The organism is Neomoorella sulfitireducens, assembly GCF_024733845.1.
Lineage (GTDB): Bacteria > Bacillota > DSM-521 > Neomoorellales > Neomoorellaceae > Neomoorella > Neomoorella sulfitireducens.
The window spans coordinates 429,438-452,854 of the sequence record NZ_JANRHG010000001.1; the positions used below are offsets into that span (position 1 = coordinate 429,438).

A 23,417-nucleotide genomic window follows, 5' to 3' on the forward strand; every position below is an offset into this window, starting at 1 on the left:
ATTGTTATTAATAGTATAGCTAATAATGGTCTATATCACAAGGCCTATTATAAGGCCATATTACATCCGCGCCAGGACGGCGGCGGCCTGGGCGCGGGTGAGGGGGGAGAGGGGGGCGAAAACGCCCGGGGCCAAGCCGCGCATGAGGCCGTATGTCCAGGCGCGGGCCACGGCGTCCCGACCCCACGCCGGGACGGTTTGCCAATCGTTAAAGGGCAGGGAAACTGCCGGCTGCGCTGCGGTCGACCCTGCGGCTTCGCCGTCAACGGCGTCTTTAACTGTTATTTCCAGGTAGCGGGTGAAGAAGGCCGCCGCCTCCACCCGGCTGACGGGCCGGTCCGGGCGGAAGGTACCGTCTTCGTAGCCGGCGACGAGCCCTTCGGCCCGGGCCACGGCCACGGCACCCCGCGCCCAGGCCGGGATGGCGGCCGCGTCGGTGAAGGGCAGGGTTTCCCCGCCGGCCGGCGTCCACCCTGCCAGGCGCACCAGCATGGCTACCAGCTCCACCCGCCGTACCGGGATGTCCGGGCGGAAGCTGCCATCCTCATAGCCCTCCAGTATGCCCCGGGCGGCCATTTTTTTGATATCCGCTTCCGCCCAGTGGCCGGGCGTATCCCAGAAGCCTCCTGCGGCCGTGCTTTCCAGGTCGATTTTCTGCCCCGTCACGCCGCCGGTTTCCCGGTCCAGGGCCACCAGGAGGACGCTTTTAATCCCGCCGGGCAAAGGCCACTGGAAATTTCTCCCGGCGTTCAGGTGAATTATCTCCTGCCTGCCGTCGTCATAGTTCAAATACAGCCGGCCGGCGGTTGTAGTACCCGTAAGGAGAAAGCCGTCTTCCCTCGGCAGGACCGTAACGGCCAGTTCCGGCGGCCAGCTGCCGCTAAAACTAGTAGCTGCGACCCGGGCAAGTACCGGCCCTTGGGGCCCTTCCAGCAGGGTGAGGGTCACGGGCACCCAGGCCGGCAGGCCGGCGGCGTCCACCCGGTAGCCGTTTATGGTGACCAGGGTGCGCTCGCTCAAGGTGTAGCTGCTGCCGTCGGCAGTGCGCAGGATGCCTTTTTTGCCGTCGACAGCGGCCAGGACCTTGTTACTCTCACCGGCCGGGGCGGCTATGTCGACGCGCCGCGCTTTTTCCTTTTCCGGGTCCAGGGTCAGGCGCACCCAGTCGCCCGGGCTTAAAACATCTATTCCGGCCGGGAGCCCCCAGCGGAACACTTCCGTGCGGCCGTACAGGCCGTATATACGGAACTGATTGGCGTAGTCCATGAGGTAGAGACTGCGCCGGTCCGGGCTTATATAAAGGACGCGGCCGTAGGTGACGGTGCTGTAGGCCGCCAGGGCTATAATCTCCCGGCTGCCGGGCATGAGGTTAAATACCGTCCAGTCGCCGGGGCGGATGGAGGAAATCCCCGTCTGGTCCCCGTCGCGCTCGACCGGCGCGCCGGGGAACAGGGTGTAGGTCGCACCCGTGGCCAGGGTGATGCTGTCGTCCTCAACCCGGGTCACCTGGCCAACGGCCAGTTCCCTTTTCACGGCAATGTATTCCACCAGGCCCGTCGCCGGGTCGAGGACCAGGCGCACGGCCATGCCCGGCACCAGGGATTCGGGCCCGGCGCCTGCGGCGGCGCCATAGGGCAGGTCGGCAACGGCGGCATCGACCAGTTTATCGGCAAAGGTGACGGCTACCTGCGGGCTTAAAGTATAGGTGCTCTCGCTTCCCAGGAAGCGCAGTTCCCCCTTCTCCGGGTCGATGCGGGCGATAATGCCCTCCTTTTCTTCATAACCGGCCAGCACCCGCCACAGGGTCTGGGTGGAGGGGTTTACGGTGGCCCTCAGGGCAAAGCCCGGTGGCAGGTCCCCCGTTCCGGCCGGCCGGCCGTTGACGGCCAGGCTGCCGGTGGGATGGAAGTAATAGCCGCCAGCGCGGGATTGGCCGTTGATCTCCAGGAACAGGACGCCCTGGCTGGTATCCAGGGCCTGGACCCCGGCCGCCTGCCAGCTCCGGCCTACTATGTACAGGGTGCGGGGACCCAGGTAAATGTCAGAACCGGGGAGGATGTGGGCGGCACCGGCCGGCGCCGCTTCACCGTCAACGCAGTTTTTAATGCCTCCCGGCGGCGCGGCGATAATGCTCCCGTCGCTCAATACCACCCGGCCGTCGGCGGCGACCCCGGCCACCACGCCCTGCTGCAGGGGCTGGCCGTAGGCCAGGGCGAAGTCCTGGACCGGCTGCCTGGTCCCGGGCAGGGCGTTTTTGTTGACGGCGACGGCCCGGACTATAACGGTATACGTGCCGGGGACAGGGTCTTTTATGTAAACTTTCTCCAGGTTGTTGGTACGGTCGGGTTTGCCGGTGCCGTTATAATCATTGCCGAAAAACTGCCGGCCGCCGGGCGCGATCACCACCAGGTCTAGATCGTTTACCAGGGCGGGCGCCGCCCCCGGGGCCGCCGCCGGGTCGGTCCACGCCAGGGTGGCCCTTAAAGGTACGGTCGTGTCCGTCACCTCGACCTTGAAGGTCATTTCCTCTCCCTTGGCCAGCCCTTCGCGTTCGTCCACCAGGTGCATAGTTTCCTCTTCCAGGGCCAGGATCGTCCCGGCCAGGTCCAGGATGCCGGGAAAGGCGGCCGTCGGCCCCTCCGGCGGCGTCCGGGCACCGTTTACCAAGGCGGCCTTCAATAGTGCCGCCGAAGGTTCGGTAAAGCCCTTCAGCTTCAGGTACTGGCGTAAAACCGCTGCAGCGCCGCCGGTCACGGCCGCCGCCTGGCTGGTGCCGCTCATGACGCTGTAGTTTTCGTCGGCAGGGAAATTGCTCGCGGCACTGCGGGAAAGGGGAGCGACGATCCCCGTCCCCGGCGCCAGGAGGTCGGGTTTTAAGCGCCCGTCCCCGGCGGGGCCGCGGCTGGAAAAGCTGGCCTGGCTGCTGGCGTCGTTGGCGTCGGGACTGAAGGCCGGGCGCACGGACTCGCTCGCCCCCACCACCAGGGCGTTCTTGCTGTTGGCCTCGGTGGTGAGGGACCCCTGGACCGGGCCGCCGTTGCCGGCGCCGAAGACGGGGAGGAAGCCGGGGTACTGGTGGACGAAGCCGTCGATCTGGGCGGCAGCGTCGCGGTAGGCGTTGGCGCCGCCGCCCCAGCCGTTGACGTGGATGCGGACGCCGGCCTCATAGGCAGGGCGGAAGAGACGGGAAAGGTCTTCCGGGACCACCATTTCGCCCCTGGAGTTCAGCAGGCCCTGGAAGTAGAGGCTCGCCCCCGGGGCGATGCCGCGGTACTGGCCGTTTGATGCCGCCCCGGTGCCGGCGATGATGCCGGCCAGGTGGGTGCCGTGGCCGGTGGGGTCGTCGGCCTTTTCCCGGCCGGCCCAGCTCTTGAGCATTACCACCTTGGGCATCTGGCCGGGAACGCTCTCAAGGTCGGGGTGGATGTCGCCGGCGCTGCCGGCATCCAGGCCGCTGTCGGCAAGGCCCACCATCTCGCCTTTGCCGGTGAGTCCTGCCGGCGCCACCAGGCCCGGCGCGGCCAGGGGACGGGCGCCGGTAATATCGGCAGCACGGTCGCTCAGGAAACCCTCACCCCCGCGGCCGGGGGGAGGTCCCAGGAGGAACAGCAGGAGCAGGAGCGCGGAAGGGAAGATTACCCAGGAAAGGGTCTTTGTTTTATGTAAATTTATGCCCATATATGTATACTCCTTGCCGGGCACAACTGCCGCGCGGACGGCGGCGGTTGTTTTAAGACGGCCGTTGTTTGCTGAACGTGACGGGCGGCAGGCGCGGGGTTCAACCCCTTTCCCGGGCCTGCCGCAGCACCGCCAACATAAACTTCGGCAGGGCCAGGGTTCTTTTGACCCTGGCCGGCTCCCGGAGCACCCGGTACAGCCATTCCAGGTTCAGCCGCTGCACCCAGGCCGGTGCCCGCTGCACCCGCCCCGCCAGGACGTCGAAGCTGCCGCCCACGCCCATGGCCACCGGCACGCCGAGTTCCTCCAGGTGGGCGGCGATCCAGTATTCCTGCCTGGGGGCGCCCAGGCCCACCAGGAGGATGTGGGGCCGTGCCGCCTTGATGGCCTCTACAAGGGACGGTATTTCCCCGGGCGTCAGGTAGCCGTGGCAGGTGCCGGCCACCGTAAGGCCCGGATGCTCCCTTTGCAGCCTCGCGGCCGCCTCCCCGGCCACGCCGGGGGCGGCGCCGTAGAGGAAAAAGCGCCAGCCCCGGCGCGCTCCTTCGGCCGCCAGGGCCTGGATGAGGTCGATGCCCGTAACCCGTTCCGGCAGCGGCGTCCCGAGCTTCCTGGCCGCCCAGAGGATGCCGGCGCCGTCGGCCGTCACCAGGTGGGCACGGTTGATTACGGCCTGGAGTCCCGGCTCGCGGCAGGCCCGGTAGGCGATTTCCGCGTTCAGGGTCACCACGTGGTGGGGGGTGCCGGCCGCGATAAACCCTGCCACCCTGGACACCGCCCCGGCCAGGGTAAGGGCGTCGACGCGGTTGCCCAGGACATAGCAATTTGACATAATATTCCCGTCTCCTTAAAAAGGGGTATTAACTGCCGCCCCGGGGCGACAGCCGCGCCCTCCTCACCGCAGGTTGGGAATGGCGGCCAGGATTTCCGCCAGCTTTGCCTGGTCGACCAGGTAATAGCTGATGCCGTCGACATACCTGCCTTCTCCGGGAAGCATGTATGAGTTTACGGCGCCCGCATCCAAATCCTTCATGCTCCACGCCAGGGAAAGCATTTCCTTTGCGCCCAGGTTGGTCGTGACTTCCTGGCTGATTTCATTGACCAGTTTCGGGATTTTGGGGATGGTGCTCAGTTTCAAGGTCTGGTCGAGGAGGGCCTTCAAGAATTTCTGCTGGCGGGCGATCCTGGTGATGTCTCCCTCGGGATCATTGCGGTAGCGCACGTAGCCCAGGGCGTCGTAGCCGTTAAGGCGCTGCAGCCCCGGCTGGAGGTTAATGCCCTCTTCCGGGTAATACATGCGCTTGTCTACTTCAATTTCGACGCCGCCGAGGATATCGATAATTTTTTCAAACCCCTGGAAGTCGACTTCCACATACTTCTCGATATGGGTGCCCAGGAAGCCGTTGATGGTGTCCATGAGCAGTTTGGGGCCGCCGAAGGCATGGGCGGCGTTGATCTTGTCATAGCCGTGGCCGGGTATTTTTACCCGGGTGTCCCGCGGTATGGAGAGGAGGTCGACTGCGGGTTTCCCGGGGTCGAGGACCGCCAGGATAATTGTGTCGGACCGGGAGGGTTCATCGGGCTCGCGCCGGTCCACGCCTATGAGCAGGATGGTCTGGGGCTGGTTAAGCGCCGCCCCGGCCGGGTTGCTGCCGTCTTCATCGCCCCGGCCGGTCGACAGCCCCCCGGCCAGCCAGATGTTGGCCAGGTGGTAGCCGGCAAGGGCGAAGACGCCGAAGGTAAAAAAGGCCAGCATTAACAAGCCGAGTAGCAAAGGAAGGGAGCTGCGGCGGCGCCGGGCTACCGCCTGCCCTTCACCCCAGAATTCAGTTTGATAGCGGTCTGATGTCGCCATGGGTTCTGCCTCCAAACATATAGACGATGGAATTGCCTTACTGGTTCCACCGGTATGCAGGATTTTTTCCCGGGCAAAGCAATGGGCGCCCTGACGCGCCCTCTATATGTTCCTGCCGCACCGGCCCCAAGGTCGTCCCGTTTATCAGGATTTAATTCGACACCCGGAATGTGATTCCTGTTAGTAATTTTTTTCTCCTGACGAGGGCAAATAATTGCAATTTTTTTTCAAGCTATAATTCACAAAGTACACGTCTTTATGATATAATAAAAACGGGGATAGCGAGAGATACTATTTAGTAAAAGCCTTTAGTTTCCTGCAATTCCCCCGTTTTACTTATTTATTACGAAGAAGGGAGGTACAGAAATGTTAAAGGACATCCAGCGCAATCTCCTCCGCGAACGCAAGGCGCTCTTGGAACAGTGGGCCTATGCCTCGGAAAGAGAACGGCCCCACCTGCTCGTCAGGATTATGGACATCGACGAGCAGCTTGAACTGGGCAAAAGCAAAAGCAAGCCCAGAGCCAGGCTTCCCAAGCGAAATGTGGTCTAGGAGGAGCAAAAGGCGCGGTATTGCAACCGCGCTTTTTTCGTGATTGCCGGCCCGGCGGGCGCGGCAACGGGGGGACGACGCAGCGGCTTCAGGCCGCGGGTCCCCCCGGAACGCCGTCCGGGCTGCCGATCCCGCGGAGGATGATTGCCGCTGCTTCGGCGGCGATGGCGTCCGGGCTGTAGCTTGTCTCGCCGTTGAAGACGACCTGGTGCCCCAGGGATAAAATAAAACCGGTTATGAGGCCGGCCGCCAGCCGGGGCGGTACCGGCCGCATCTCACCCCGCCCGGCGGCTGCCTGGAGATAGGCTTCCAGGCGCCGGAGCATTTCCTCTTTGGCCGCAAGGAGCAGCTTCTGGGTAGCGGCGTCGATGGGCGGGTGATCGCTTAAGAGAATTCTGGCAATTTCCCGGTTCGCCTGGAAGTAGCCCAGGTTCTCCCGGAAAAAACGCTCTACGAAACCGGCCAGGGTTGGCTCCCGGGTGACCTCCTGCAGGCGGTCCAGGTGGTCTTTGATGAGATGCAGCAGCATCTGCTGGAAGAGGTCTTTTTTGCTGCGAAAATACTCATACACGGTCCCCTTCCCTACCCCGGCGGCCACGGCGATGTCGGCTATTTTGGCCTGGTAAAAGCCGCGGGCGGCGAAAACGCTGGTGGCGGCTTCCATAATCTGCCGCCGTTTGTCCCCTGCCCCACGGTTCATGTTTCTCCCCTCCCCTCCTCATGCTTTCGCTGTCTAAAACATTTCCCGGCCGGCATTACCGGCGGCGGTTCGTCTCCACCCCCGGTAAGCCCGTTAACCCTTGCCTACGCCCCTGCTCCCTGCCGGTACCGCAGCGGTCGCAGGAGGCGTGCCAGCCGCCGGCCCAGGTCCTCAAAGAGGGTATAAAGTACCGGTACCAGCACCAGGGTCAGCATCGTGGAAGCGACCAGGCCGCCGATGATTGCCGTGGCCAGGCCGGCTTCCATTTCCGCCCCTTCGCCGATACCTATGGCGAGGGGGAGCATGGCGAGTATGGTGGTCAGGGCCGTCATCAGGATGGGCCGCAGGCGGGTACGGCCGGCGACCATGATGGCCTCCTGCCGCGGCATTCCCTCCCGGCGCAGGATGTTGATATAGTCTACCAGGATGATGGCATTGGAGAGGACGATGCCGGCCAGCATGATAATGCCGATAAAGGCAACGACGTTAAAGGTCCTTCCTGTGGCCAGCAGGGCCAGGACTACCCCGGTCAAAGACACGGGGATGGAAAACATGATCACAAAGGGATGGAAGAAGGATTCGAACTGGGCCGCCATGACCAGGTACACCAGGATTACGGCCATGATGAGGGCCAAACCCAGCTGGCCGAAGGTTTCTGTCATCATCTCGACCTGACCGGTGTATTCGACGCTGTAACCCTGGGGCAGGTCAAGCTGTGCCATTTGCGCCCGCACGTCTTCCAGCACGGCGGCCAGGGGCCGCGTCCCGCTTAAATTGGCCATGATGCTGGCCACGCGGTCCTGGTTGTAGCGGTATATGGTGCTGGGGGTGGTGTCTATTTTAAAGGTGGCGACTTCCTTCAAAGGCACCTGCACTCCCAGGGGTGATAATACTGTAAGGTTTTCCAGATCGGCGATATTGCGGCGGCCTGCTTCCGGTAACATGACGCGGACGTCGTATTCGTCGCCGCCGGTACGGTAGCGGGTGGCTACCGTACCTCCCACGGCCGTGGCCACCGCAGCGCCTACCTGCCCGGCTCCCAGCTGGTAGAGGACGGCCTTTTCGCGGTCGACGATAATCTCTACCTGGGGGCGGCCTTTGGCGATGCTGTTTTCGACTCCCACGGCGCCGGGCACGGCGGCTACCAGCTGCCGGGCTTTTTCGGCCAGTTCTTTGAGGCGCTCCAGGTCAGAACCGTGGATGTCGACCTGTACAGGGGCGCCGCTCATGGCCCCTCCGAAGCTGGAAGTAGCGGTGACGTTTATCCTGGCGCCCGCGATTTTCTGTACCTGGGCCCGGATGGACTCCGCGACTTCGGCAGAACTGCGGCGGCGCTGTTCCAGGGGAACAAGGTTAATATTGATGCTGGCTGCCTCCGGTGCCTCGCCGCTCGTAAAGGTGATCATGCCCCCGGTGCTGCCTATCTGCTGGTAAATACTCTGGACTTCCGGCTGCTGGCGGGCAACCTCCACAACGCGGTCGGCTACCGCGGCAGTTGTCTCCAGGTTGGTGCCCTTCGGCAGTTCTATGGTGGCAGTGATGGTTCCTTCGTCAGTGGCCGGTAAGAATTCCACGCCGACGGCCGGCACCAGGGCCAGGCTGCCGGCAAAGATAACGGTCACTGCCGCTACCGTCAGCTTGCGGTGTCCCAGGGCCCAGGCCAGGAAACGGCTGTAAGCGTCGCTCAAACGTACCAGCCACAGGCCGTTAACCAGGCTGTGCCAGAAATTGCGGGCCGTCGTGGCTTCCGGCGGCAGGCTGCCGGCCAGGAGGCGGCCCGCTACCGTGGGGGTGACGGTCATGGAAACGATCAGGGAAGCCGTCAGGGAAAAGGCCACCGTCAGGGCCAGAGGGCCGAAAATTTCTTTGGCCATGCCCTCGATAAAGGCGATAGGCAGGAAGACGGAGACGGTGGTCAAAGTCGAGGCCACCACCGCCGTGAGCACCTGCCGCGTCCCGGTTACGGCCGCTGTCATGGCTTCCCGGCCTTCCTGGCGGTGGCGGTAGATGTTGTCAAAGACGACGATGGCGTCGTCGACCATGCGCCCTATTCCCAGGGAAAGGCCGCCCAGGGTCATCATATTGAGGGTCATCCTGCCGAAATAGACGAGGATAAAGGTGGTAATTACCGAGATGGGAATGGTGAGGCCGATGACCAGGGTGGCACGGAAATGCCGCAGGAAGATGAAGATAATCAGCATGGCCAGCAGCCCGCCGTACAGTATATCCCGGTACACGCCGCCGATGGCGCTCTCGATGTAGCCGGACTGGTCAATTACCGGTTCCAGGGTTACCCCGGCCGGTAATTCATCCTGCAGTTCGCGGATGGTTTCTTTAACGGCCCGGGCGATCTGCACCGTGTTGCCGCTGGTTTGTTTCTGGATGGAGAGGCCGATGGCCGGCCTCCCGTTGAAAAGGGCATAATTGTAGCGATCAGCGTGGTAATCCCGTACTTCGGCTATATCCCCCAGGCGCACTGCCCCTGCCGCGGTGGAGATGGTAACCTGGCGGATCTGTTCCAGGTCGTTAAACTCGCCATCGACCCGTACTAGGACCTCTTTGCCGGCGTCACTGACCTTACCTGCGGAGAAGGTTCTATTCTCCGTCCCCAGGGCCTGGACCACCTGGCTGATGGAGAGGCCGTAGAGCTGCAACCGGGCCGGGTCCACCAGCACCTGGATCTCCCGCTCCAGGCCGCCGGTGACGTTGACCGAGGCGACGCCTTCCAGGCGCTCGAGGCGGCTCTTGATGGTGTTTTCCACCAGGGCCTTCAGGCGTTGCTCGTCCATGTCGCCGTACACGGCCAAGGTCATTACGGGCATCATGTTGGGATCGAACTTGACGATCACCGGTTCGTCGGCTCCATCGGGTAAGAAACCCCCGACCTGGTCGACTTTCTCGCGTATATTCAAAGCCGCGAAATCCATATCCTGGCCCCAGTCAAATTCCAGGAGGACGATGGAGGTGCCGGACGTACTGTACGATTGGATGTTCTTTACGCCCTGGACCGTCCCCAGGACTTCTTCCAGGGGTTGGGTAACGGTCTTTTCAATTTCTTCCGGCCCGGATCCCTGGTAAGAGGTTATCACCGCAGCGTAGGGCAGGTTAAGATCGGGCAGGAGGTCTATCTGCAGGCGCGCCAGGGAGACGCCGCCGAGGAAAATTGCTACAACGACGGCCACAGTTACCGCTACCGGGCGCCTGATGAGTGCATGCAGCCAGTTCATGCCCCGGCCCCCCCGTCGACCACTTCCACCGGCTGGCCTTCGCTGACAAAGTCCTGGCCTTTGACGATTACCATTTCGCCTTCCGCCAGCCCGCCGGTGATTTCAATGTTTGTATCATCGGCGATGCCGGTGGTGACCGGCCGGCCTGCAGCCCTGCCGTCGACTACGGTATAGACCACGTCCTGGGCGCCGCTCTTGACCACGGCGTTTTTGGGCACCAGCAGGGCATCATCAACCTGCCTGGTAATGTAGGTAACCGTGGCGGCCATGCCGGGCTTCACCTCGGCCGGCGCATCGGGCAGGCCGATCTTGATTTTATAGAGCCGGGAAATGGTATCGGCGGCCGGGCTGACGCTGTCTACCCGGCCTTTCAGGGAGCCGGCCGTTGCTGCCGGGACTTCTACAGTTACTTCCTGTCCCGGCTTTAGGTAGTTGACGTCCTGGCCGGTGACGCCGATTTCCACCTGGCGTTGGCCGGAAGTCACCAGGGTAACCACCGCCCCCTGGGCCAGGGTACCGGGTTCCAGGAGGCGCGCCGCCACCTCGCCGTCTACCGGTGCTTTAATATAAGTATTCTCCAGGGCCACCTCGGCCTGGCGCACGCCTGCCTCGGCTGCGGTGACCCGGGCGCGGGCGGCCTCCAGGGAGGCGCGGGCTGCAGTCAGGTTCTCCTGGCTGACGGTCGCCGCCAGGGTGGCGGCATCCAGCTGCTGCCGGGAAGCGGCACCCTGGTCATAGAGGGCCTGGATGCGTTGCAGGTTGGTCGCATCCAGGGCCGCCTGGGCTTCGGCCTGCTTTACCACAGCCCCGGCCTGCTCCAGGCCAAGGCGCGCCTGCTCCAGGTTCGCCTGGGCCTGCTCCAGGCCTGCTTCCAGGGCGCTGTTGTCCAGTTCGGCTATTACCTGGCCCCGGGCCACTTTATCGCCGACGTCAACAAATACGGACTTTATCTTCCCTGTGCTGGCAGCCATTACCTGGACAGTGGCCCCGGCCCGGACGGTGCCGCTGACCCGTACCGCCCGGGCAATGCTGCCCCGCTTTACCGGTGCCAGTTCCACCGCCACCCGGGGTGCTTCCGCCGGCCCGGCCTCCTGCTTGCCGCATCCCCCGCCGGCAACACCCAGTAAAAGTACCAGCATGGCCAGGAAAAAAGAAAAGCCGTTCCTCCATCCCTTTCGCACTGCGGTCTCCTCTCCTTTTTCACCAGACTGACCGGACGGTCGGTCACTTTCTCATTATACAATACTGGCGTTTATAATGGCAATAAAAAATAAAGGTGGCAAGCAGGACCATTTACCGCTCACCACCCCTTGGGATAATCGTCACAGCCGGAAGGGCCGCGCCTTAACGGTTCAGCCGCGCCTGCCTGCCCTCGGAAGGATTACTCTGCCCCAGGACGTCGAGCATGGTCAGGGCTTTACCTGTACCCAGGGCCACACAGGAAACCGGGTCTTCGGCGATATGTACCGGGAGGCCCGTCTCTTCACTCAGGCGGAGATCCAGGCCGTGGAGAAGGCTGCCCCCGCCGGTCATGACAATACCTTTGTCTACCAGGTCCGCAGCCAGTTCCGGCGGCGTCTTTTCCAGTACCTCTTTGACCGCCCCGATTATCTGCTGCAGGGGCTCCTGCACGGCAATATAGATTTCTCCGGCGGTGATGTTAATCGTTTTGGGCAGGCCGGTTACCAGGTCGCGGCCGCGCACGTCCATGCCGGCTTCTCCCCTGTATGATGGATGGGCGGTGCCGATATGTATCTTTAATTCTTCGGCGCTGCGCTCGCCGATCATCAAGTTATGTTCGCGGCGGATGTAACGGACAATGGCTTCATCGAACTTGTCCCCCGCCACCCGTAAGGAACTGCTGCAGACGATGCCCCCGAGGGAGAGAACGGCAATGTCGGTGGTGCCCCCGCCAATATCCACCACCATGGAGCCGCTGGGCTCGGATATGTCCAGGCCGGCCCCCAGGGCCGCCGCCAGGGGTTCTTCAATGACATAGGCCTGCCTGGCCCCGGCCTGGAGGGCCGCCTGGCGGACCGCCCGCTCCTCAACGCTGGTAACCCCGGAGGGAATGCAGACCATCACCCGCGGCCTTAACAGCCCCTGGCGGCCGCAGGCCTTGGTTATAAAATAGCGCAGCATCTTTTCGGTGCTGTCGTAGTCGGCGATTACCCCTTCCCTCAAGGGACGCAGGGCAACGATGTTTCCCGGTGTCCGGCCCAGCATGAGCCGGGCTTCTTCCCCCACGGCAAAAATCTGGCCCGTATCCCGGTTGAAAGCTACTACCGATGGCTCCCTTAATACGATCCCCTTGCCCTGAACGTATACCAGAACAGTGGCTGTCCCCAAATCAATCCCGATATCGTGTTGCCCCAGGCCAAGCATTAATCCTTCTCCCTTCCTCTCCCGCACAGTTATGTTAATAATTCTCCAGGAGAGGAAAGAATTCCTGTCGCTTTTTCAAGAAACCCGCGATTCTTTATATTTTTTCCTGGTAGCTTCCCCGCCCCGCAGGTGCCGCTCGGCCTTGTTGGCGTTGAGTACCTCCCGTACCTCTCCGGCCAGCCTGCTGTTAAGGCGCGGCAGGCGCTCGGTAACGTCCTTATGCACGGTGCTTTTGCTGACATTAAAAACATTAGCCGCCCGGCGGACAGTACAGCGGTACTCCACGATGTAGGCGGCTATTTGCAATACCCTTTCCTGGATATAGTCCTGCATGGGGGCAGCCTCCCAATTTCAACTCCGCTATAATTTTATTGGCAGGCTGCCGAAAAAAGAACTTACTGCAAAACGGAAACCGGGTCGATGGCATTACCGTTTTTTAGCAATTCCAGGTGCAGGTGGGCCGGGGCCCCGGCTTCGGCCGTGCCCGGTTCCCCCAGTTCTCCCAGTACGGTTCCTGCCTGCACCCTGTCCCCCTTGGCGACCTTAATGCTACTCAGATGGGCGTAGACCGTCTCGTAGCCGTTGTCCAGGTCGATGACCAGGCGGTAGCGCCAGGCATCGCTGTACTCCACCTGCTTCACCACCCCGGCAGCCGCGGCTTTAACCTCGCTGCCCGCGGGGGCTTCCAGGTCTATGCCCGGGTGGAAGCGGTAGTCGCCGAAGGCCGGGGCATAGGCAAACCCATAGCCCTTGACCATTTTGCCGGCAACGGGCAAGGCCAGGGACGGCGAAACCGTTGCCGGGGCAGTATAGGCCCCTGCCTGTCCTTCCAATTCAGGCGGCACGGTGGCAGAACCGGCAAGGGGCTCAAGGGGCGACGGTATTCCCTGGGAGACTTCCGCCTGCCCGGACGGGGTGAAGGTTTCGACGGCGGGTTTTTGAAATACGGCGTCATTGGTCACCAGGTAGTAGCTGCCGCCAAGGAGCAGGGCCAGCAGCACCAGGTAGAGGCCGCGCCGCTTTATTACCCGTTGCAGCCGGCTACTCCATTTTTCCTGCCCGGATAGGGGTTTAAAAGCTAAAAGTTTTTTCCATGAGGCCAGAATCTTCAGCATGTAGTTGCATCACCTCAGCTGGATTCTGCCCCATTTTTTACCATTTAATACCTGCGCCGTCTACTGACGTTAACCTTTTCTTCACCGGTTTTCAATCTTTACCCCCCGGTAGTAATAGGTAAGGATCTCGGCGAAGTTTTTGCCCTCTCTGGCCATACCGTTGGCGCCGTACTGGCTCATGCCTACACCATGGCCATAACCCGTGGTGTTAAAGGTAATGCAGTCTCCCTGGACCAGCCAGGTGAAATAGGTTGACGGCAGGTCCAGGAGACGGCGCAGTTCGACGGCACTAAAGGTCCTGTCGCCGATCTTGATGGTTTTAACGCGACCGGTGGCGGTCCTTTCCAGGACCCTTATGGCCGTGCCCCCGGACGGTGCCAGGGACGCCGCCGGTACGGAGGTGAGGTCTACCCCCAGCTTCCGGTCCAGTTCTTCCAGGGTGAAGGTTGTGGCGGCCTGGTAACGGGGTGCTTCCTTATCCCAGGGGGAAGGTACGCTCTGGAGGTAGGGCAGGTCCTGTCCCCAGACGGCAGCGGCGCTTTCCGTCCGGCCGCCGCTGTTGGCATGATAGACGGGATCGATTAGCTTGCCCTGGTAGGTAAGAACCATACCGGCGGTGGCCCGGACGGCTTCCTGGATTTTGCCTTTATTGCGCCAGAAATTTATCAGGCCCCAGCGCTCCTGTAAAACGTCGTCGTCGGCATAGGCCTGGCAGTGGGCCGGGTCGGTGCAGATATCGGCGCCGGGGTGGTGGTCGTCGGGCTTGCTCCGGGCATCTTCTATCTTTTTCAGGGTATAGGTGCGGGCGGCCACGGCCTGGGCTTTAAGGGCCTCAAGCTCGAAATCGGCCGGCATCTCCCCGGCTACCACCCCGGTAATATACTCTTCCAGGGGTATTATCCTGATATCCCCCCCCTGGTGAAAGTAGACACGTACCAGCTGTTGCCCGGACTGGACCTGTACCGGCGGCTGTAAAAGGCTGATCCCTTCGATAATTATGGCCGGCAGGATAATCACGGCGGCAAAAATAAGGATAATGAAAAGTCCCAATGCTTTGCGCATGGCGCTCACCCCCGGCGGCGTTAAGCTTATAGGTTTTGTCCACCTGCTATGTCCATATATATGAGGGCTTGACCAAAAAAAGACCGCCCCGGTGAGGGCGGCAAGTATATAAAAAATAACCCGGCGCCGGGCCGGTTCAAGAGAAGTCTATCTGGCAAAATATATGGTAACTGCTATAGCCAGGGTTCCTACGAGGACGGTAAAAAATGTGGCTATGCTCCACCAGTGATAGTTGTCCAGTTTGTTATCTATATGCTGGACGTCTTGCTTTATTTCCCGGCGCAGGGTTTCCATCTCCTGCCGCAAGGAACCAGTTTCCTGCTTCATCTCCTGCTGCGCTGCGGTGATCTCTTGCTTAATCTCTTGCCGCACTGCGCTGATCTCTTGCTTCATTTCCTGCCGAAGGGTATCTACGTGCTGCTTCATTTCATACCGCACGGCGCCGATCTCTTGCTTCATCTCCTGCCGCAAGGTATCTCCCTGCTGCTTCATCTCCTGCCTCAGGATTTCTTTTGCATCCATTATTTGCTTTTGCAGGTCGCTTTTTAAATCAGCAATCCTGTCAACGAGCAGGTAAAAGCCAAAATCTACTGCCTTTTCCTCAGCACCGGCCGCTGCTTCCTTCTTCCCGCGCTCTACTTCCTGCCTGATTTCTTCGGGCACCGCCGCCACCCCTTTCGCCCCTCTCTTAAGTAAATTCTACCATAGCCGTTACTAGTAATAAAAGGGCGTGCTGCTTTCAAACGTAGTAGCGAACCATATCTACCTGTCTTCCCTGCTAATCTTCGCTCCCAGGGCCTGGAATTTGCCCACCAGGTCCTCATAGCCCCGGTCGATGTGATGGACGCAGGAAATTACCGTTTCCCCTTCGGCCATGAGGCCGGCTATGACCAGGGCGGCGCCGGCCCGCAGGTCGGTGGCTTTGACCGGTGCGCCGGTGAGTTTTTCCTTGCCCTTTACCACGGCGCAATGGCCTTCTATAAAGATGCTGGCTCCCATGCGCTTCAGCTCGCCGACGTGCATGAAGCGGTTTTCAAAAACCGTCTCGGTGACGACGCTGCTGCCCCGGGCCGTGGTAAGGAGGGCCATGAACTGGGCCTGCATGTCCGTAGGAAAGCCGGGATAAGGCATGGTTTTGATGTCTACCGCCCTGAGGGGCAGTCCCGCCCGCACCCTGATGCCGCCGTCCTCTTCGGAAAGTTCGGCCCCGGCTTCGGCCAGCTTGGCCATAACGGCCTTCAGGTGGGTGGAGATGACGTTCTCCAGGAACACGTCGCCGCCGGTGGCGGCAGCAGCTATCATAAAGGTCCCGGCTTCCACCCGGTCGGGGATGACGGCGTGACGGGCGCCGTGGAGCTCCCGGACGCCTTCAATCCTGATCACCCTGGTGCCGGCGCCGCTGATGCGGCCGCCCATGGCGTTGATGAAATTGGCCAGGTCGACAATCTCGGGCTCGCCGGCGGCATTCTCGATGATGGTCGTTCCTTCGGCCATGGCAGCCGCCATCATGATATTTTCCGTTGCCCCGACGCTGGGAAAATCCAGGTAAATAGACGCACCCCTCAGGCGGTTTGCTTCGGCCTCAACGTTGCCGTTATTGACATAAATGCTGGCCCCCAGGGCGGCCATGCCCTTAAGGTGCAGATCGATAGGCCTGGCGCCTATGGCACAGCCGCCGGGGAGGGATACCCTCACCCGTCCCAGGCGCGCCAGGAGGGGCCCCATAACCAGGAAGGAAGCCCGCATGCGGCGGACAAATTCATAGGGCGGTTCTACGCCCTGTAACGAGCCAGCCTCAACCCGCAAAGACCGCACCCCGTCAGGGTAAACTTTGGCCCCCATTTCGCTGATAACCTCGCACATGGTATCGACGTCGGCCAAGCGGGGAATATCCTCCAGGTAACATTCATCCCCCGTAAGCAGGCACGCGGCAATAATGGGCAGGACGGCGTTCTTGGCGCCGCTGACGGTAACCCGCCCCTGCAGGCGCGACCGGCCTCGAATGACGATTGCCTCCAATTTTTCTATGCCCCTTTGGCAATTAAGCTGTTGATAAATTCTATTATAACATATATCGGTTAATACTCGCCACCTAAAAGGGGTGAACCTAAATGAATATAGGTGTCGCCTTCGACGCTATGATAACGCAGGGCCACGTTGGCGTTCACCGGGCGGCCGGCGACTTCCAGGGAACGGGGTAGTTGGGGTGAATAGGCGCTGATGGAGAGCAAATCGGCATCTTCTACCCCTTCAACCCTTTCCGCTTCAAGGGCCTCCAGGACGGCCATGGCCCGCCGCTCCCTCTCCTCAGGTGAAAGCCTCCCGGGAATGACGCCTACCATGGTGTAAGTCAGGTGGGGCTTCACTTGCCAGGTATTAAAGGCTTCTTTTACCCTTTCCTGCCAGGCAAGCATCTCCCTTTCCCCTTCCCGGGGCCGGCCTTCAATGTTGATGAGGAGGTAGGTTTCACCATCTTCCCCGGCCCCGGCCAGGCTCTGAAGGGTGAAGAACAGGGCCACCCCCGGCTCCGGTTCCCCTTCCCAGTACAGGGCGCGAAAGCCTTCTTCTTCCTGCCGGGTAAAACCCTCCATACCCGTAAGGCCAAGGGCGGCGGCAGCGCGCCCGGCCATTTTATATAGGGATTCCTGGTCTACATAAGTGGAGATAAGGCTGCCCCATGCTTCCAGGGCAATGGTATCCAGGTTAGCCCCGCCGGCATCCAGGGCGGCAAGCAAGAGGCGGGGCACTGCTTCCCCCCCGGCCACAGGCCGATCGGCAACGGCAGCATTTTTGCCTGTAGTGGCCAATCCCCGCGACCCGGGTGCAAAGAGGTGCCCGGCCAGTGCCAGGCCGGCGGTAAAACTCAGGAGGAGGACGATTAACAGGAAAATCTTAAAATTAATGCGCAGGAAATTAAAAGAGAACCGGCGCAAATTAAATGCCCCCTTGCAAAAAAGGATTATACCTATTTTTGCCGGGGGACCTGTTAATTAAACGTTTCTTACAATTCGCCGGCGGCTTTAAGGCGGGCTATAGCCCGCTGCAGGGCGGCTTCGGCCCGGGCCACATCCAGGCCGGGGGGGCGTTCCCGGAGGCGCTTTTCGGCCCTCTCTTTCGCCTGGCGCGCCCGCTCCACATCGATTTCCGAGGCTTTTTCCGCCGTGTCGGCCAGGATGACCACGTGCTCCGGCCCGGCTTCCAGGAAACCGCCCGAAACGGCCAGGCGTTCTTTCCCGTCGTCCTGCCGGCGATAGGTTACCACCCCGGCCTTCAGGGGGGTAATAAGGGGGGCGTGGCCGGGCAATATGCCCAGGTAGCCCAGGATGCCCGGGGCTATAACATCTTCAACCTCTGTCTTTAAGGTCACCCTTTCGGGTGTAATAACCTCCAGCTGCAGGGGAGGCATTTACATCATCTCCTGCCCCTTCTTGACGGCTTCATCAATGGTACCTACCATATAAAAGGCCTGTTCGGGCAAGCTGTCGTGACGGCCCTCCAGGATCTCCTTGAAGCCGCGGATGGTTTCCTTAAGTGGCACGTAGACGCCGGGCTGGCCGGTAAAGGCTTCCGCCACGTGGAAGGGCTGGGAAAGGAAGCGTTGCACCTTGCGCGCCCGGGCAACGATTAGCTTGTCGTCTTCCGAGAGCTCGTCCATGCCCAGGATGGCGATAATATCCTGGAGCTCCTTGTAACGCTGCAGGATGCGCTGCACGCCCCGGGCCACCTGGTAGTGCTCCTCGCCTACGATCCTGGGGTCGAGGATGCGGGAAGTGGAATCCAGGGGATCCACGGCCGGGTAAATGCCCAGCTCGGCGATCTGCCGGGAGAGAACCGTTGTGGCGTCCAGGTGGGCAAAGGTCGTGGCCGGCGCCGGGTCCGTCAGGTCGTCGGCGGGGACGTAAATGGCCTGGACGGAGGTAATGGACCCTTTTTTGGTGGAGGTTATGCGCTCCTGGAGGGCGCCCATCTCCGTGGCCAGGGTGGGCTGGTAACCCACGGCCGAGGGCATACGTCCCAGGAGGGCCGACACTTCGGAGCCGGCCTGGACGAAGCGGAAAATGTTGTCGATGAAGAGGAGGACGTCCTGGCCCTCGGCATCCCGGAAATACTCGGCCATGGTCAGGCCCGTCAGGCCCACCCGCAGGCGGGCTCCCGGGGGTTCGTTCATCTGGCCGAAGACCAGGGCCGTCTTGTCGATGACCCCGGATTCCTTCATTTCCAGGTAAAGGTCGTTACCTTCGCGGGTGCGCTCGCCAACACCGGCAAAGACGGAAAAGCCGCCGTGCTCGTAGGCAATATTGCGGATTAGTTCCATGATCAGGACCGTCTTGCCCACGCCGGCGCCGCCGAAAAGGCCGATTTTGCCGCCCTTGGCGTAGGGGGCCAGCAGGTCAACGACTTTAATGCCCGTCTCCAGGATTTCCGTCGACGGCTGCTGTTCCTCAAAGGAGGGTGCCGGCCGGTGGATGGGCAGCCGTTCCGTGGCTTCTACCGGTCCCTGGTTATCGATGGGTTCTCCTAAAACGTTAAAGAGCCGGCCCAAAGTTACCCTCCCTACCGGGATGGTAATGGGGGCGCCGGTATCCACGGCCTTCATCCCCCGCTGCAGGCCGTCGGTGGAAGACAGGGCCACACAGCGCACGGTATTGTTGCCCAGGTGCTGCATGGCTTCCATGGTGATATTAATATTTTCATTCTTGATGGTAATGGCGTTATACAGGTCGGGCAACTGATCGCTGGCAAATTCGACATCAACTACCGGGCCGATTACCTGTACTACCTGTCCCTCATTCAATCCGTATCCCCTCCTTTACTTCAGGGCGTCCGCGCCGGCAACGACCTCCAGGATCTCCCTGGTAATGGCCGCCTGGCGGGCGCGGTTGAAGGATAGGGTTAATTTATCGATCATTTCGGCTGCATTCTCGGTGGCGTTGTCCATGGCCGTCATCCGGGCCCCGTGCTCGCTGGCCTTTGCCTCCAGGAGGGCCTGGTAGACCTTGATCTCGCAATAGCGCGGCAGGAGGGCTTTTAATACCTCCGCCGGTGATGGTTCATAGATATATTCCCTGCCGTCCTCCCCGGTCGCGCCGGCTTTGATGGGGAGCAGGGGTTCGATCCGGGGCACCTGGCGCAGGGCGGAATAAAAGCGGGTATAGACGAGGTTTACCTCATCCAGGGTGCCCTCCAGGTACAGCTCCACCAGCTGGCGGGCCAGCTCGCGGGCCTGGATGAGGTCCGGTTCGTCGCCGATATCGGTAAAGGAGCGGACGATCTCTACCTGGCGGCGGCGGAAATAGTCCCTGCCTTTCCGTCCGACGGTCACCAGGGCTGCCGGGCGCTCTTCCGCCTGCAGGCGTTCTTCTGCCAGGCGGATGAGGTTGGCATTGTAGCCTCCGGCCAGGCCCCGGTCGCCGGTCAACAATACATAACCGGCTTTTTTTACTTCCCTGGCTGCCGCCAGGGGCTGCGTCTCCGGATCCACGGCCCCCATGAGACGGCCGACAACTTCTTCAAGTTTTTCAGCATAGGGCCGGGCTGCCGTGACCTGGGCCTGGGCCTTGCGCAGCTTGGCCGCTGCTACCATTTTCATGGCCCGGGTAATATGCTGGGTACTCCTGATGCTGCGGATCCGGCGCTTCAGGTCACGCATGTTGGGCATGCCGGCTCACCACCTTAGGCTTTCCCGGCAGCGGTAAAGCTGCCCTTAAATTCTTCGATACTCTTCTTTAGCTGCTCCTGGAGTTCCTCGTCCAGCTGGCGTTTTTCGCGAATGCCGGCCAAAACTTCCGGGTGCATGCTGTGCAGGAAGCGCAGGAATTCCCTTTCAAAGGGCCGTACCCTTTCTACCGGCAGGTCGTCCAGGAAGCCGTTTACGGCGGTATAGAGGACCACTACCTGTTCTTCAACCGGCATGGGCTGGTACTGGTCCTGTTTTAAGATCTCCATCATGCGCTCGCCGCGGGCCAACCGCGCCTGGGTGGTCTTGTCCAGGTCGGATCCGAACTGGGCAAAGGCCGCCAGCTCCCGGTACTGGGCCAGGTCCAGGCGTAGCCGCCCGGCCACCTGTTTCATGGCCTTGATCTGGGCCGCGCCCCCCACCCGGGATACCGACAGGCCCACGTTGACGGCCGGGCGCTGCCCGGCGTAAAAGAGGTCGGACTCCAGGTAGATCTGGCCGTCAGTAATGGAGATGACGTTGGTGGGAATATAGGCCGACACGTCCCCGGCCTGGGTTTCGATAACGGGCAGGGCCGTCAGGGACCCGCCCCCCAGGGCGTCGTTCAAGCGGGCCGCCCGTTCGAGCAGGCGGGAATGGAGGTAGAAGACGTCGCCCGGGTAGGCCTCCCGTCCCGGCGGCCGCCTTAGCAGCAGGGAGAGCTCGCGGTAGGCGGCGGCGTGCTTGGACAGGTCGTCATAGATGCAGAGGACGTCCCGGTGCTGTTCGTACATGAAATACTCGCCCATGGCGCAGCCGGCATAGGGGGCGATGTAGAGCATGGGGGCCGGCTCGCTGGCCGTGGCCGAGACGACGATGGTGTAGTCCATAGCCCCGGCTTCCTCCAGGCGCTGGACGACGCCCGCCACGGTAGAAGCCTTCTGACCTATGGCTACGTAAATGCAGATGACGTTTTGCCCTTTCTGGTTGATGATGGTATCAACGGCGATGGCCGTCTTGCCCGTCTGGCGGTCGCCGATAATCAACTCCCGCTGGCCGCGGCCGATGGGAATCATGGAATCGATGGCCTTCAGGCCCGTCTGCAGGGGCGTATTCACCGGCTGGCGGTAAACGACGCCCGGCGCCGGCGATTCCACCGGCCGGAATTTTTCCGTCTTGATGGGACCCTTGCCGTCAATGGGCTGGCCCATGGCGTTGACTACCCGGCCGATCAGGGCTTCTCCTGCCGGGACTTCAACAATGCGCCCGGTACGCTTGACCTGGTCCCCTTCTTTAATGTGGGTGTAGGGGCCCAGGACGACGGCGCCGACGTTGTCTTCTTCCAGGTTGAGGACCATGCCGTAGACGTTGCCGGGAAACTCCAGCAACTCGCCGGCCATGGCTCGCTCCAGGCCGTAGATACGGGCAATACCGTCGCCGACCTGGGTGATGATGCCCGTATCGGCTACTTCTACTTCCAGCTGGTACTGTTCGATCTGGTTCTTCAGGATGCTGGTTATTTCATCGGGCCGGATGCTCAAGACTGCTTTTCACCCCTTTACACGCCTGGGTTGTTTTCGTTCGCTCCGTGACCCTTGCGGAGCGGTCTGCGGCTCAGCCGTGCTTAAGGCGCGGTTCCCGGCCTATTAGGCATCCTTGCCTCAAAGGCCGGCCTCGCTCTTCGGCTTCACCAAGCCCGCTTAGCCGCTCGGGTCAAGTCGCTCACTCCAAACAACACCAGCCTTTAAACAACAAAACAGTGCTATTAGAAAAACTCCTGCCTCATGCGCCCTTCAAGTGGGCGCCCAAAAGTTCCAGCTTTTTCTTTAGACTGGCGTCGAGGACCCGATCCCCCAGGCGGATGACCATCCCGCCCAGGAGAGAAGGGTTCACCCGGGTCTGCAGGCGGATGTTTTGGCCCGTCAGCCGGGCCAGCCTTTCTTTCAGGGCGTCGGTGACTTCTTCTGAAAGAGGTGCTGCTGCCTGTACTTCCACAGCGAGCACCCTGTTTTCCCTATCAACCAGGTGCCGGAATTGGACCGCCATCTCCGGCAGGGTCCGCTCCCGGCCTTTGGCCAGGACCAGGTGGAAAAAGTTTTTTAACAACGGGTCGATATCCGGGAAAAGGGTATCAATTATTCTTTGCTTCTCCCGGGCGGGAATGAGCTGGTGATACAGGACGCGGCGCAGCTCATGGTTTTCTGCCAGGGCCCGGCCGGCCGCTTCCAGGACGGCGGCAAAACCTTCCGTGGTGCCTTTATGCCGGGCAATTTCAAAAAGGGCACGGGCGTAACGCCTGGCAATGGCCTGGCTGCTCATTGCAGTCGCTCCACTTCATCCAGTGCTTCCCGGGCCAGGCGCTCCTGGTCGTCGGGTGTCAGGGTACGTCCCAGCACCTTGCCCGCCGCCAGGACGGCCAGGGCCGCGGCCTCACTGCGGATGGCGGCCAGGGCTTTGCCCTTTTCGCCTTCAATTTCGGCCCGGGCCTGTTCCAGGGCCCGCCCGGCTTCTTCTTTAGCCCTAGCCACAATCTCGGCCCGCGTTTCTTCGGCCATTTTGCTGGCCCGGTCCAGTATGGCCTGGGCTTCCTGGCGGGCGTCCTGGAGTTGCTGCTGGTATTCCTTGAGCATTTGCTGCGCCTTCTCTTTAGCCGTAGCCGCGTCCCTTAAATCGCCTTCAATTTTTACCTCACGGTCGGCCAGGATCTTGCCCAGGGGTTTGTAAAGAAGAATATAAAGAACCCCCATGACTACCAGGAGGTCGATGACCTGGAACAAAAAGGTCCACACATTAAAATTCAAGGCATGAAAAATGCCCTCCACACGGCCACCCCCCTTTCGCTGTACCAAAAACAGTTGCGGGGCGAATAAGACGGCCAGGCGCCTTACCCGCCCTGTAGTTTTCTAGAGCTTGGTCCACATGAGGATGGCAATAACGAAGGAAAAGAGCGTCAGGGCTTCCATGAACGCCAGGGCTAGGAGCAGGGTGGTGCGGATGTTGCCGCTGGCTTCAGGCTGGCGCGCTATACCTTCCATAGCCCCGCGGGAAGCATAGCCCTGGCCGAGGGCCGAACCCAGTGCTGCCAGGCCGATGGCCAGGCCGACGCCGATAAAACCTAGTGCTGTCATGTGCATATCCTCCTCTAAGAATGGCTTCCTTTGTGGGCTGGCTATGTTGTGGTTAGCCA

General features: G+C 61.3%; 21 protein-coding genes. 1 reads left to right on the forward strand and 20 read right to left on the reverse strand.

Annotation, left to right across the window (positions count from 1 at the left end; genetic code table 11):
* Positions 1-60: 60 nt before the first annotated feature.
* The 3 genes from NWF31_RS01995 to NWF31_RS02005 all read right to left on the reverse strand — a co-directional run bounded on the left by NWF31_RS01995 (position 61) and on the right by NWF31_RS02005 (position 5,533).
* Positions 61-3,678, reverse strand: a complete 3,618-nt coding sequence (locus NWF31_RS01995; RefSeq protein WP_258358820.1) for a S8 family serine peptidase — start codon at positions 3,676-3,678, stop codon at positions 61-63.
* Between the two features lie 100 nt (positions 3,679-3,778).
* Entirely contained in the window at positions 3,779-4,510 is a 732-nt protein-coding gene (locus NWF31_RS02000; protein ID WP_258358821.1) for a WecB/TagA/CpsF family glycosyltransferase, read from the reverse strand.
* 63 nt (positions 4,511-4,573) lie between these two features.
* Positions 4,574-5,533 (reverse strand): LCP family protein, encoded by a 960-nt coding sequence (locus NWF31_RS02005; protein ID WP_258358822.1) that lies wholly within the window; start codon positions 5,531-5,533, stop codon positions 4,574-4,576.
* A 366-nt stretch (positions 5,534-5,899) separates the two neighbouring features.
* On the opposite strand from NWF31_RS02005, the gene NWF31_RS02010 reads away from it, so the two are divergent.
* Complete coding sequence (locus NWF31_RS02010; protein WP_258358823.1) at positions 5,900-6,085, forward strand: hypothetical protein; 186 nt, start codon at positions 5,900-5,902, stop codon at positions 6,083-6,085.
* Positions 6,086-6,173: 88 nt separating this feature from the next.
* Here NWF31_RS02010 and NWF31_RS02015 read toward each other — a convergent pair whose 3' ends face one another.
* The 17 genes from NWF31_RS02015 to atpE all read right to left on the reverse strand — a co-directional run bounded on the left by NWF31_RS02015 (position 6,174) and on the right by atpE (position 23,364).
* Complete coding sequence (locus tag NWF31_RS02015) at positions 6,174-6,785, reverse strand: TetR/AcrR family transcriptional regulator (RefSeq protein ID WP_258358824.1); 612 nt, start codon at positions 6,783-6,785, stop codon at positions 6,174-6,176.
* 104 nt (positions 6,786-6,889) lie between these two features.
* A complete protein-coding gene (locus tag NWF31_RS02020) occupies positions 6,890-10,012 on the reverse strand; it encodes an efflux RND transporter permease subunit (protein WP_258358825.1) in 3,123 nt (1,040 codons plus the stop codon).
* Positions 10,009-11,193, reverse strand: a complete 1,185-nt coding sequence (locus NWF31_RS02025; protein WP_258358826.1) for an efflux RND transporter periplasmic adaptor subunit — start codon at positions 11,191-11,193, stop codon at positions 10,009-10,011. The genes NWF31_RS02020 and NWF31_RS02025 overlap by 4 nt, the downstream gene beginning before the upstream one ends.
* 163 nt (positions 11,194-11,356) lie before the next feature.
* Complete coding sequence (locus tag NWF31_RS02030; RefSeq protein ID WP_258358827.1) at positions 11,357-12,397, reverse strand: rod shape-determining protein; 1,041 nt, start codon at positions 12,395-12,397, stop codon at positions 11,357-11,359.
* A 75-nt stretch (positions 12,398-12,472) separates the two neighbouring features.
* Positions 12,473-12,730 carry a sporulation transcriptional regulator SpoIIID gene (gene spoIIID, locus NWF31_RS02035; RefSeq protein WP_258358828.1) on the reverse strand — a complete coding sequence of 86 codons (258 nt, stop codon included), beginning with the start codon at positions 12,728-12,730 and terminating at the stop codon, positions 12,473-12,475.
* A 62-nt stretch (positions 12,731-12,792) separates the two neighbouring features.
* A complete protein-coding gene (locus NWF31_RS02040; protein ID WP_258358829.1) occupies positions 12,793-13,512 on the reverse strand; it encodes a M23 family metallopeptidase in 720 nt (239 codons plus the stop codon).
* 81 nt (positions 13,513-13,593) lie between these two features.
* Positions 13,594-14,574: a stage II sporulation protein D gene (gene spoIID, locus NWF31_RS02045; protein ID WP_258358830.1), complete on the reverse strand. Its 981-nt coding sequence runs from the start codon at positions 14,572-14,574 to the stop codon at positions 13,594-13,596.
* Between the two features lie 147 nt (positions 14,575-14,721).
* Positions 14,722-15,246: an apolipoprotein A1/A4/E family protein gene (locus NWF31_RS02050; RefSeq protein ID WP_258358831.1), complete on the reverse strand. Its 525-nt coding sequence runs from the start codon at positions 15,244-15,246 to the stop codon at positions 14,722-14,724.
* A gap of 90 nt (positions 15,247-15,336) precedes the next feature.
* Complete coding sequence (gene murA / locus NWF31_RS02055; protein ID WP_258358832.1) at positions 15,337-16,593, reverse strand: UDP-N-acetylglucosamine 1-carboxyvinyltransferase; 1,257 nt, start codon at positions 16,591-16,593, stop codon at positions 15,337-15,339.
* Positions 16,594-16,652: 59 nt separating this feature from the next.
* Positions 16,653-17,507, reverse strand: coding sequence for a YwmB family TATA-box binding protein (locus NWF31_RS02060; protein WP_258358833.1), 855 nt, complete (start codon positions 17,505-17,507; stop codon positions 16,653-16,655).
* Positions 17,508-17,575: 68 nt separating this feature from the next.
* Entirely contained in the window at positions 17,576-17,980 is a 405-nt protein-coding gene (locus NWF31_RS02065) for a F0F1 ATP synthase subunit epsilon (RefSeq protein WP_258358834.1), read from the reverse strand.
* Positions 17,981-19,369, reverse strand: coding sequence for a F0F1 ATP synthase subunit beta (gene atpD / locus NWF31_RS02070; RefSeq protein ID WP_258358835.1), 1,389 nt, complete (start codon positions 19,367-19,369; stop codon positions 17,981-17,983).
* A gap of 15 nt (positions 19,370-19,384) precedes the next feature.
* Positions 19,385-20,233 (reverse strand): ATP synthase F1 subunit gamma, encoded by an 849-nt coding sequence (gene atpG, locus NWF31_RS02075; RefSeq protein ID WP_258358836.1) that lies wholly within the window; start codon positions 20,231-20,233, stop codon positions 19,385-19,387.
* Positions 20,234-20,247: 14 nt separating this feature from the next.
* Entirely contained in the window at positions 20,248-21,771 is a 1,524-nt protein-coding gene (atpA, locus tag NWF31_RS02080; RefSeq protein ID WP_258358837.1) for a F0F1 ATP synthase subunit alpha, read from the reverse strand.
* 241 nt (positions 21,772-22,012) lie between these two features.
* Positions 22,013-22,549 carry an ATP synthase F1 subunit delta gene (gene atpH, locus NWF31_RS02085; RefSeq protein WP_258358838.1) on the reverse strand — a complete coding sequence of 179 codons (537 nt, stop codon included), beginning with the start codon at positions 22,547-22,549 and terminating at the stop codon, positions 22,013-22,015.
* On the reverse strand, positions 22,546-23,052 hold the full coding sequence (gene atpF / locus NWF31_RS02090; RefSeq protein ID WP_258358839.1) for a F0F1 ATP synthase subunit B: 507 nt from the start codon (positions 23,050-23,052) through the stop codon (positions 22,546-22,548). The genes atpH and atpF overlap by 4 nt, the downstream gene beginning before the upstream one ends.
* A gap of 81 nt (positions 23,053-23,133) precedes the next feature.
* Positions 23,134-23,364, reverse strand: a complete 231-nt coding sequence (gene atpE, locus NWF31_RS02095; RefSeq protein ID WP_422880226.1) for an ATP synthase F0 subunit C — start codon at positions 23,362-23,364, stop codon at positions 23,134-23,136.
* Positions 23,365-23,417: the final 53 nt, after the last annotated feature.

Excerpts from the sequence above, each read along its gene's own strand:
- NWF31_RS02040 (WP_258358829.1), bottom strand. The coding sequence starts at position 13,512 with ATGCTGAAGATTCTGGCCTCATGGAAAAAACTTTTAGCTTTTAAACCC.
- spoIID (WP_258358830.1), bottom strand. The coding sequence starts at position 14,574 with ATGCGCAAAGCATTGGGACTTTTCATTATCCTTATTTTTGCCGCCGTG.
- atpE (WP_422880226.1), bottom strand. The coding sequence starts at position 23,364 with ATGCACATGACAGCACTAGGTTTTATCGGCGTCGGCCTGGCCATCGGC.
- spoIIID (WP_258358828.1), bottom strand. The coding sequence starts at position 12,730 with ATGCAGGACTATATCCAGGAAAGGGTATTGCAAATAGCCGCCTACATC.
- atpG (WP_258358836.1), bottom strand. The coding sequence starts at position 20,233 with ATGCCCAACATGCGTGACCTGAAGCGCCGGATCCGCAGCATCAGGAGT.
- NWF31_RS02065 (WP_258358834.1), bottom strand. The coding sequence starts at position 17,980 with ATGCCTCCCCTGCAGCTGGAGGTTATTACACCCGAAAGGGTGACCTTA.
- NWF31_RS02010 (WP_258358823.1), top strand. The coding sequence starts at position 5,900 with ATGTTAAAGGACATCCAGCGCAATCTCCTCCGCGAACGCAAGGCGCTC.
- NWF31_RS02020 (WP_258358825.1), bottom strand. The coding sequence starts at position 10,012 with ATGAACTGGCTGCATGCACTCATCAGGCGCCCGGTAGCGGTAACTGTG.
- NWF31_RS02015 (WP_258358824.1), bottom strand. The coding sequence starts at position 6,785 with ATGAACCGTGGGGCAGGGGACAAACGGCGGCAGATTATGGAAGCCGCC.
- NWF31_RS02005 (WP_258358822.1), bottom strand. The coding sequence starts at position 5,533 with ATGGCGACATCAGACCGCTATCAAACTGAATTCTGGGGTGAAGGGCAG.
- NWF31_RS02000 (WP_258358821.1), bottom strand. The coding sequence starts at position 4,510 with ATGTCAAATTGCTATGTCCTGGGCAACCGCGTCGACGCCCTTACCCTG.
- atpH (WP_258358838.1), bottom strand. The coding sequence starts at position 22,549 with ATGAGCAGCCAGGCCATTGCCAGGCGTTACGCCCGTGCCCTTTTTGAA.
- NWF31_RS02030 (WP_258358827.1), bottom strand. The coding sequence starts at position 12,397 with ATGCTTGGCCTGGGGCAACACGATATCGGGATTGATTTGGGGACAGCC.
- NWF31_RS01995 (WP_258358820.1), bottom strand. The coding sequence starts at position 3,678 with ATGGGCATAAATTTACATAAAACAAAGACCCTTTCCTGGGTAATCTTC.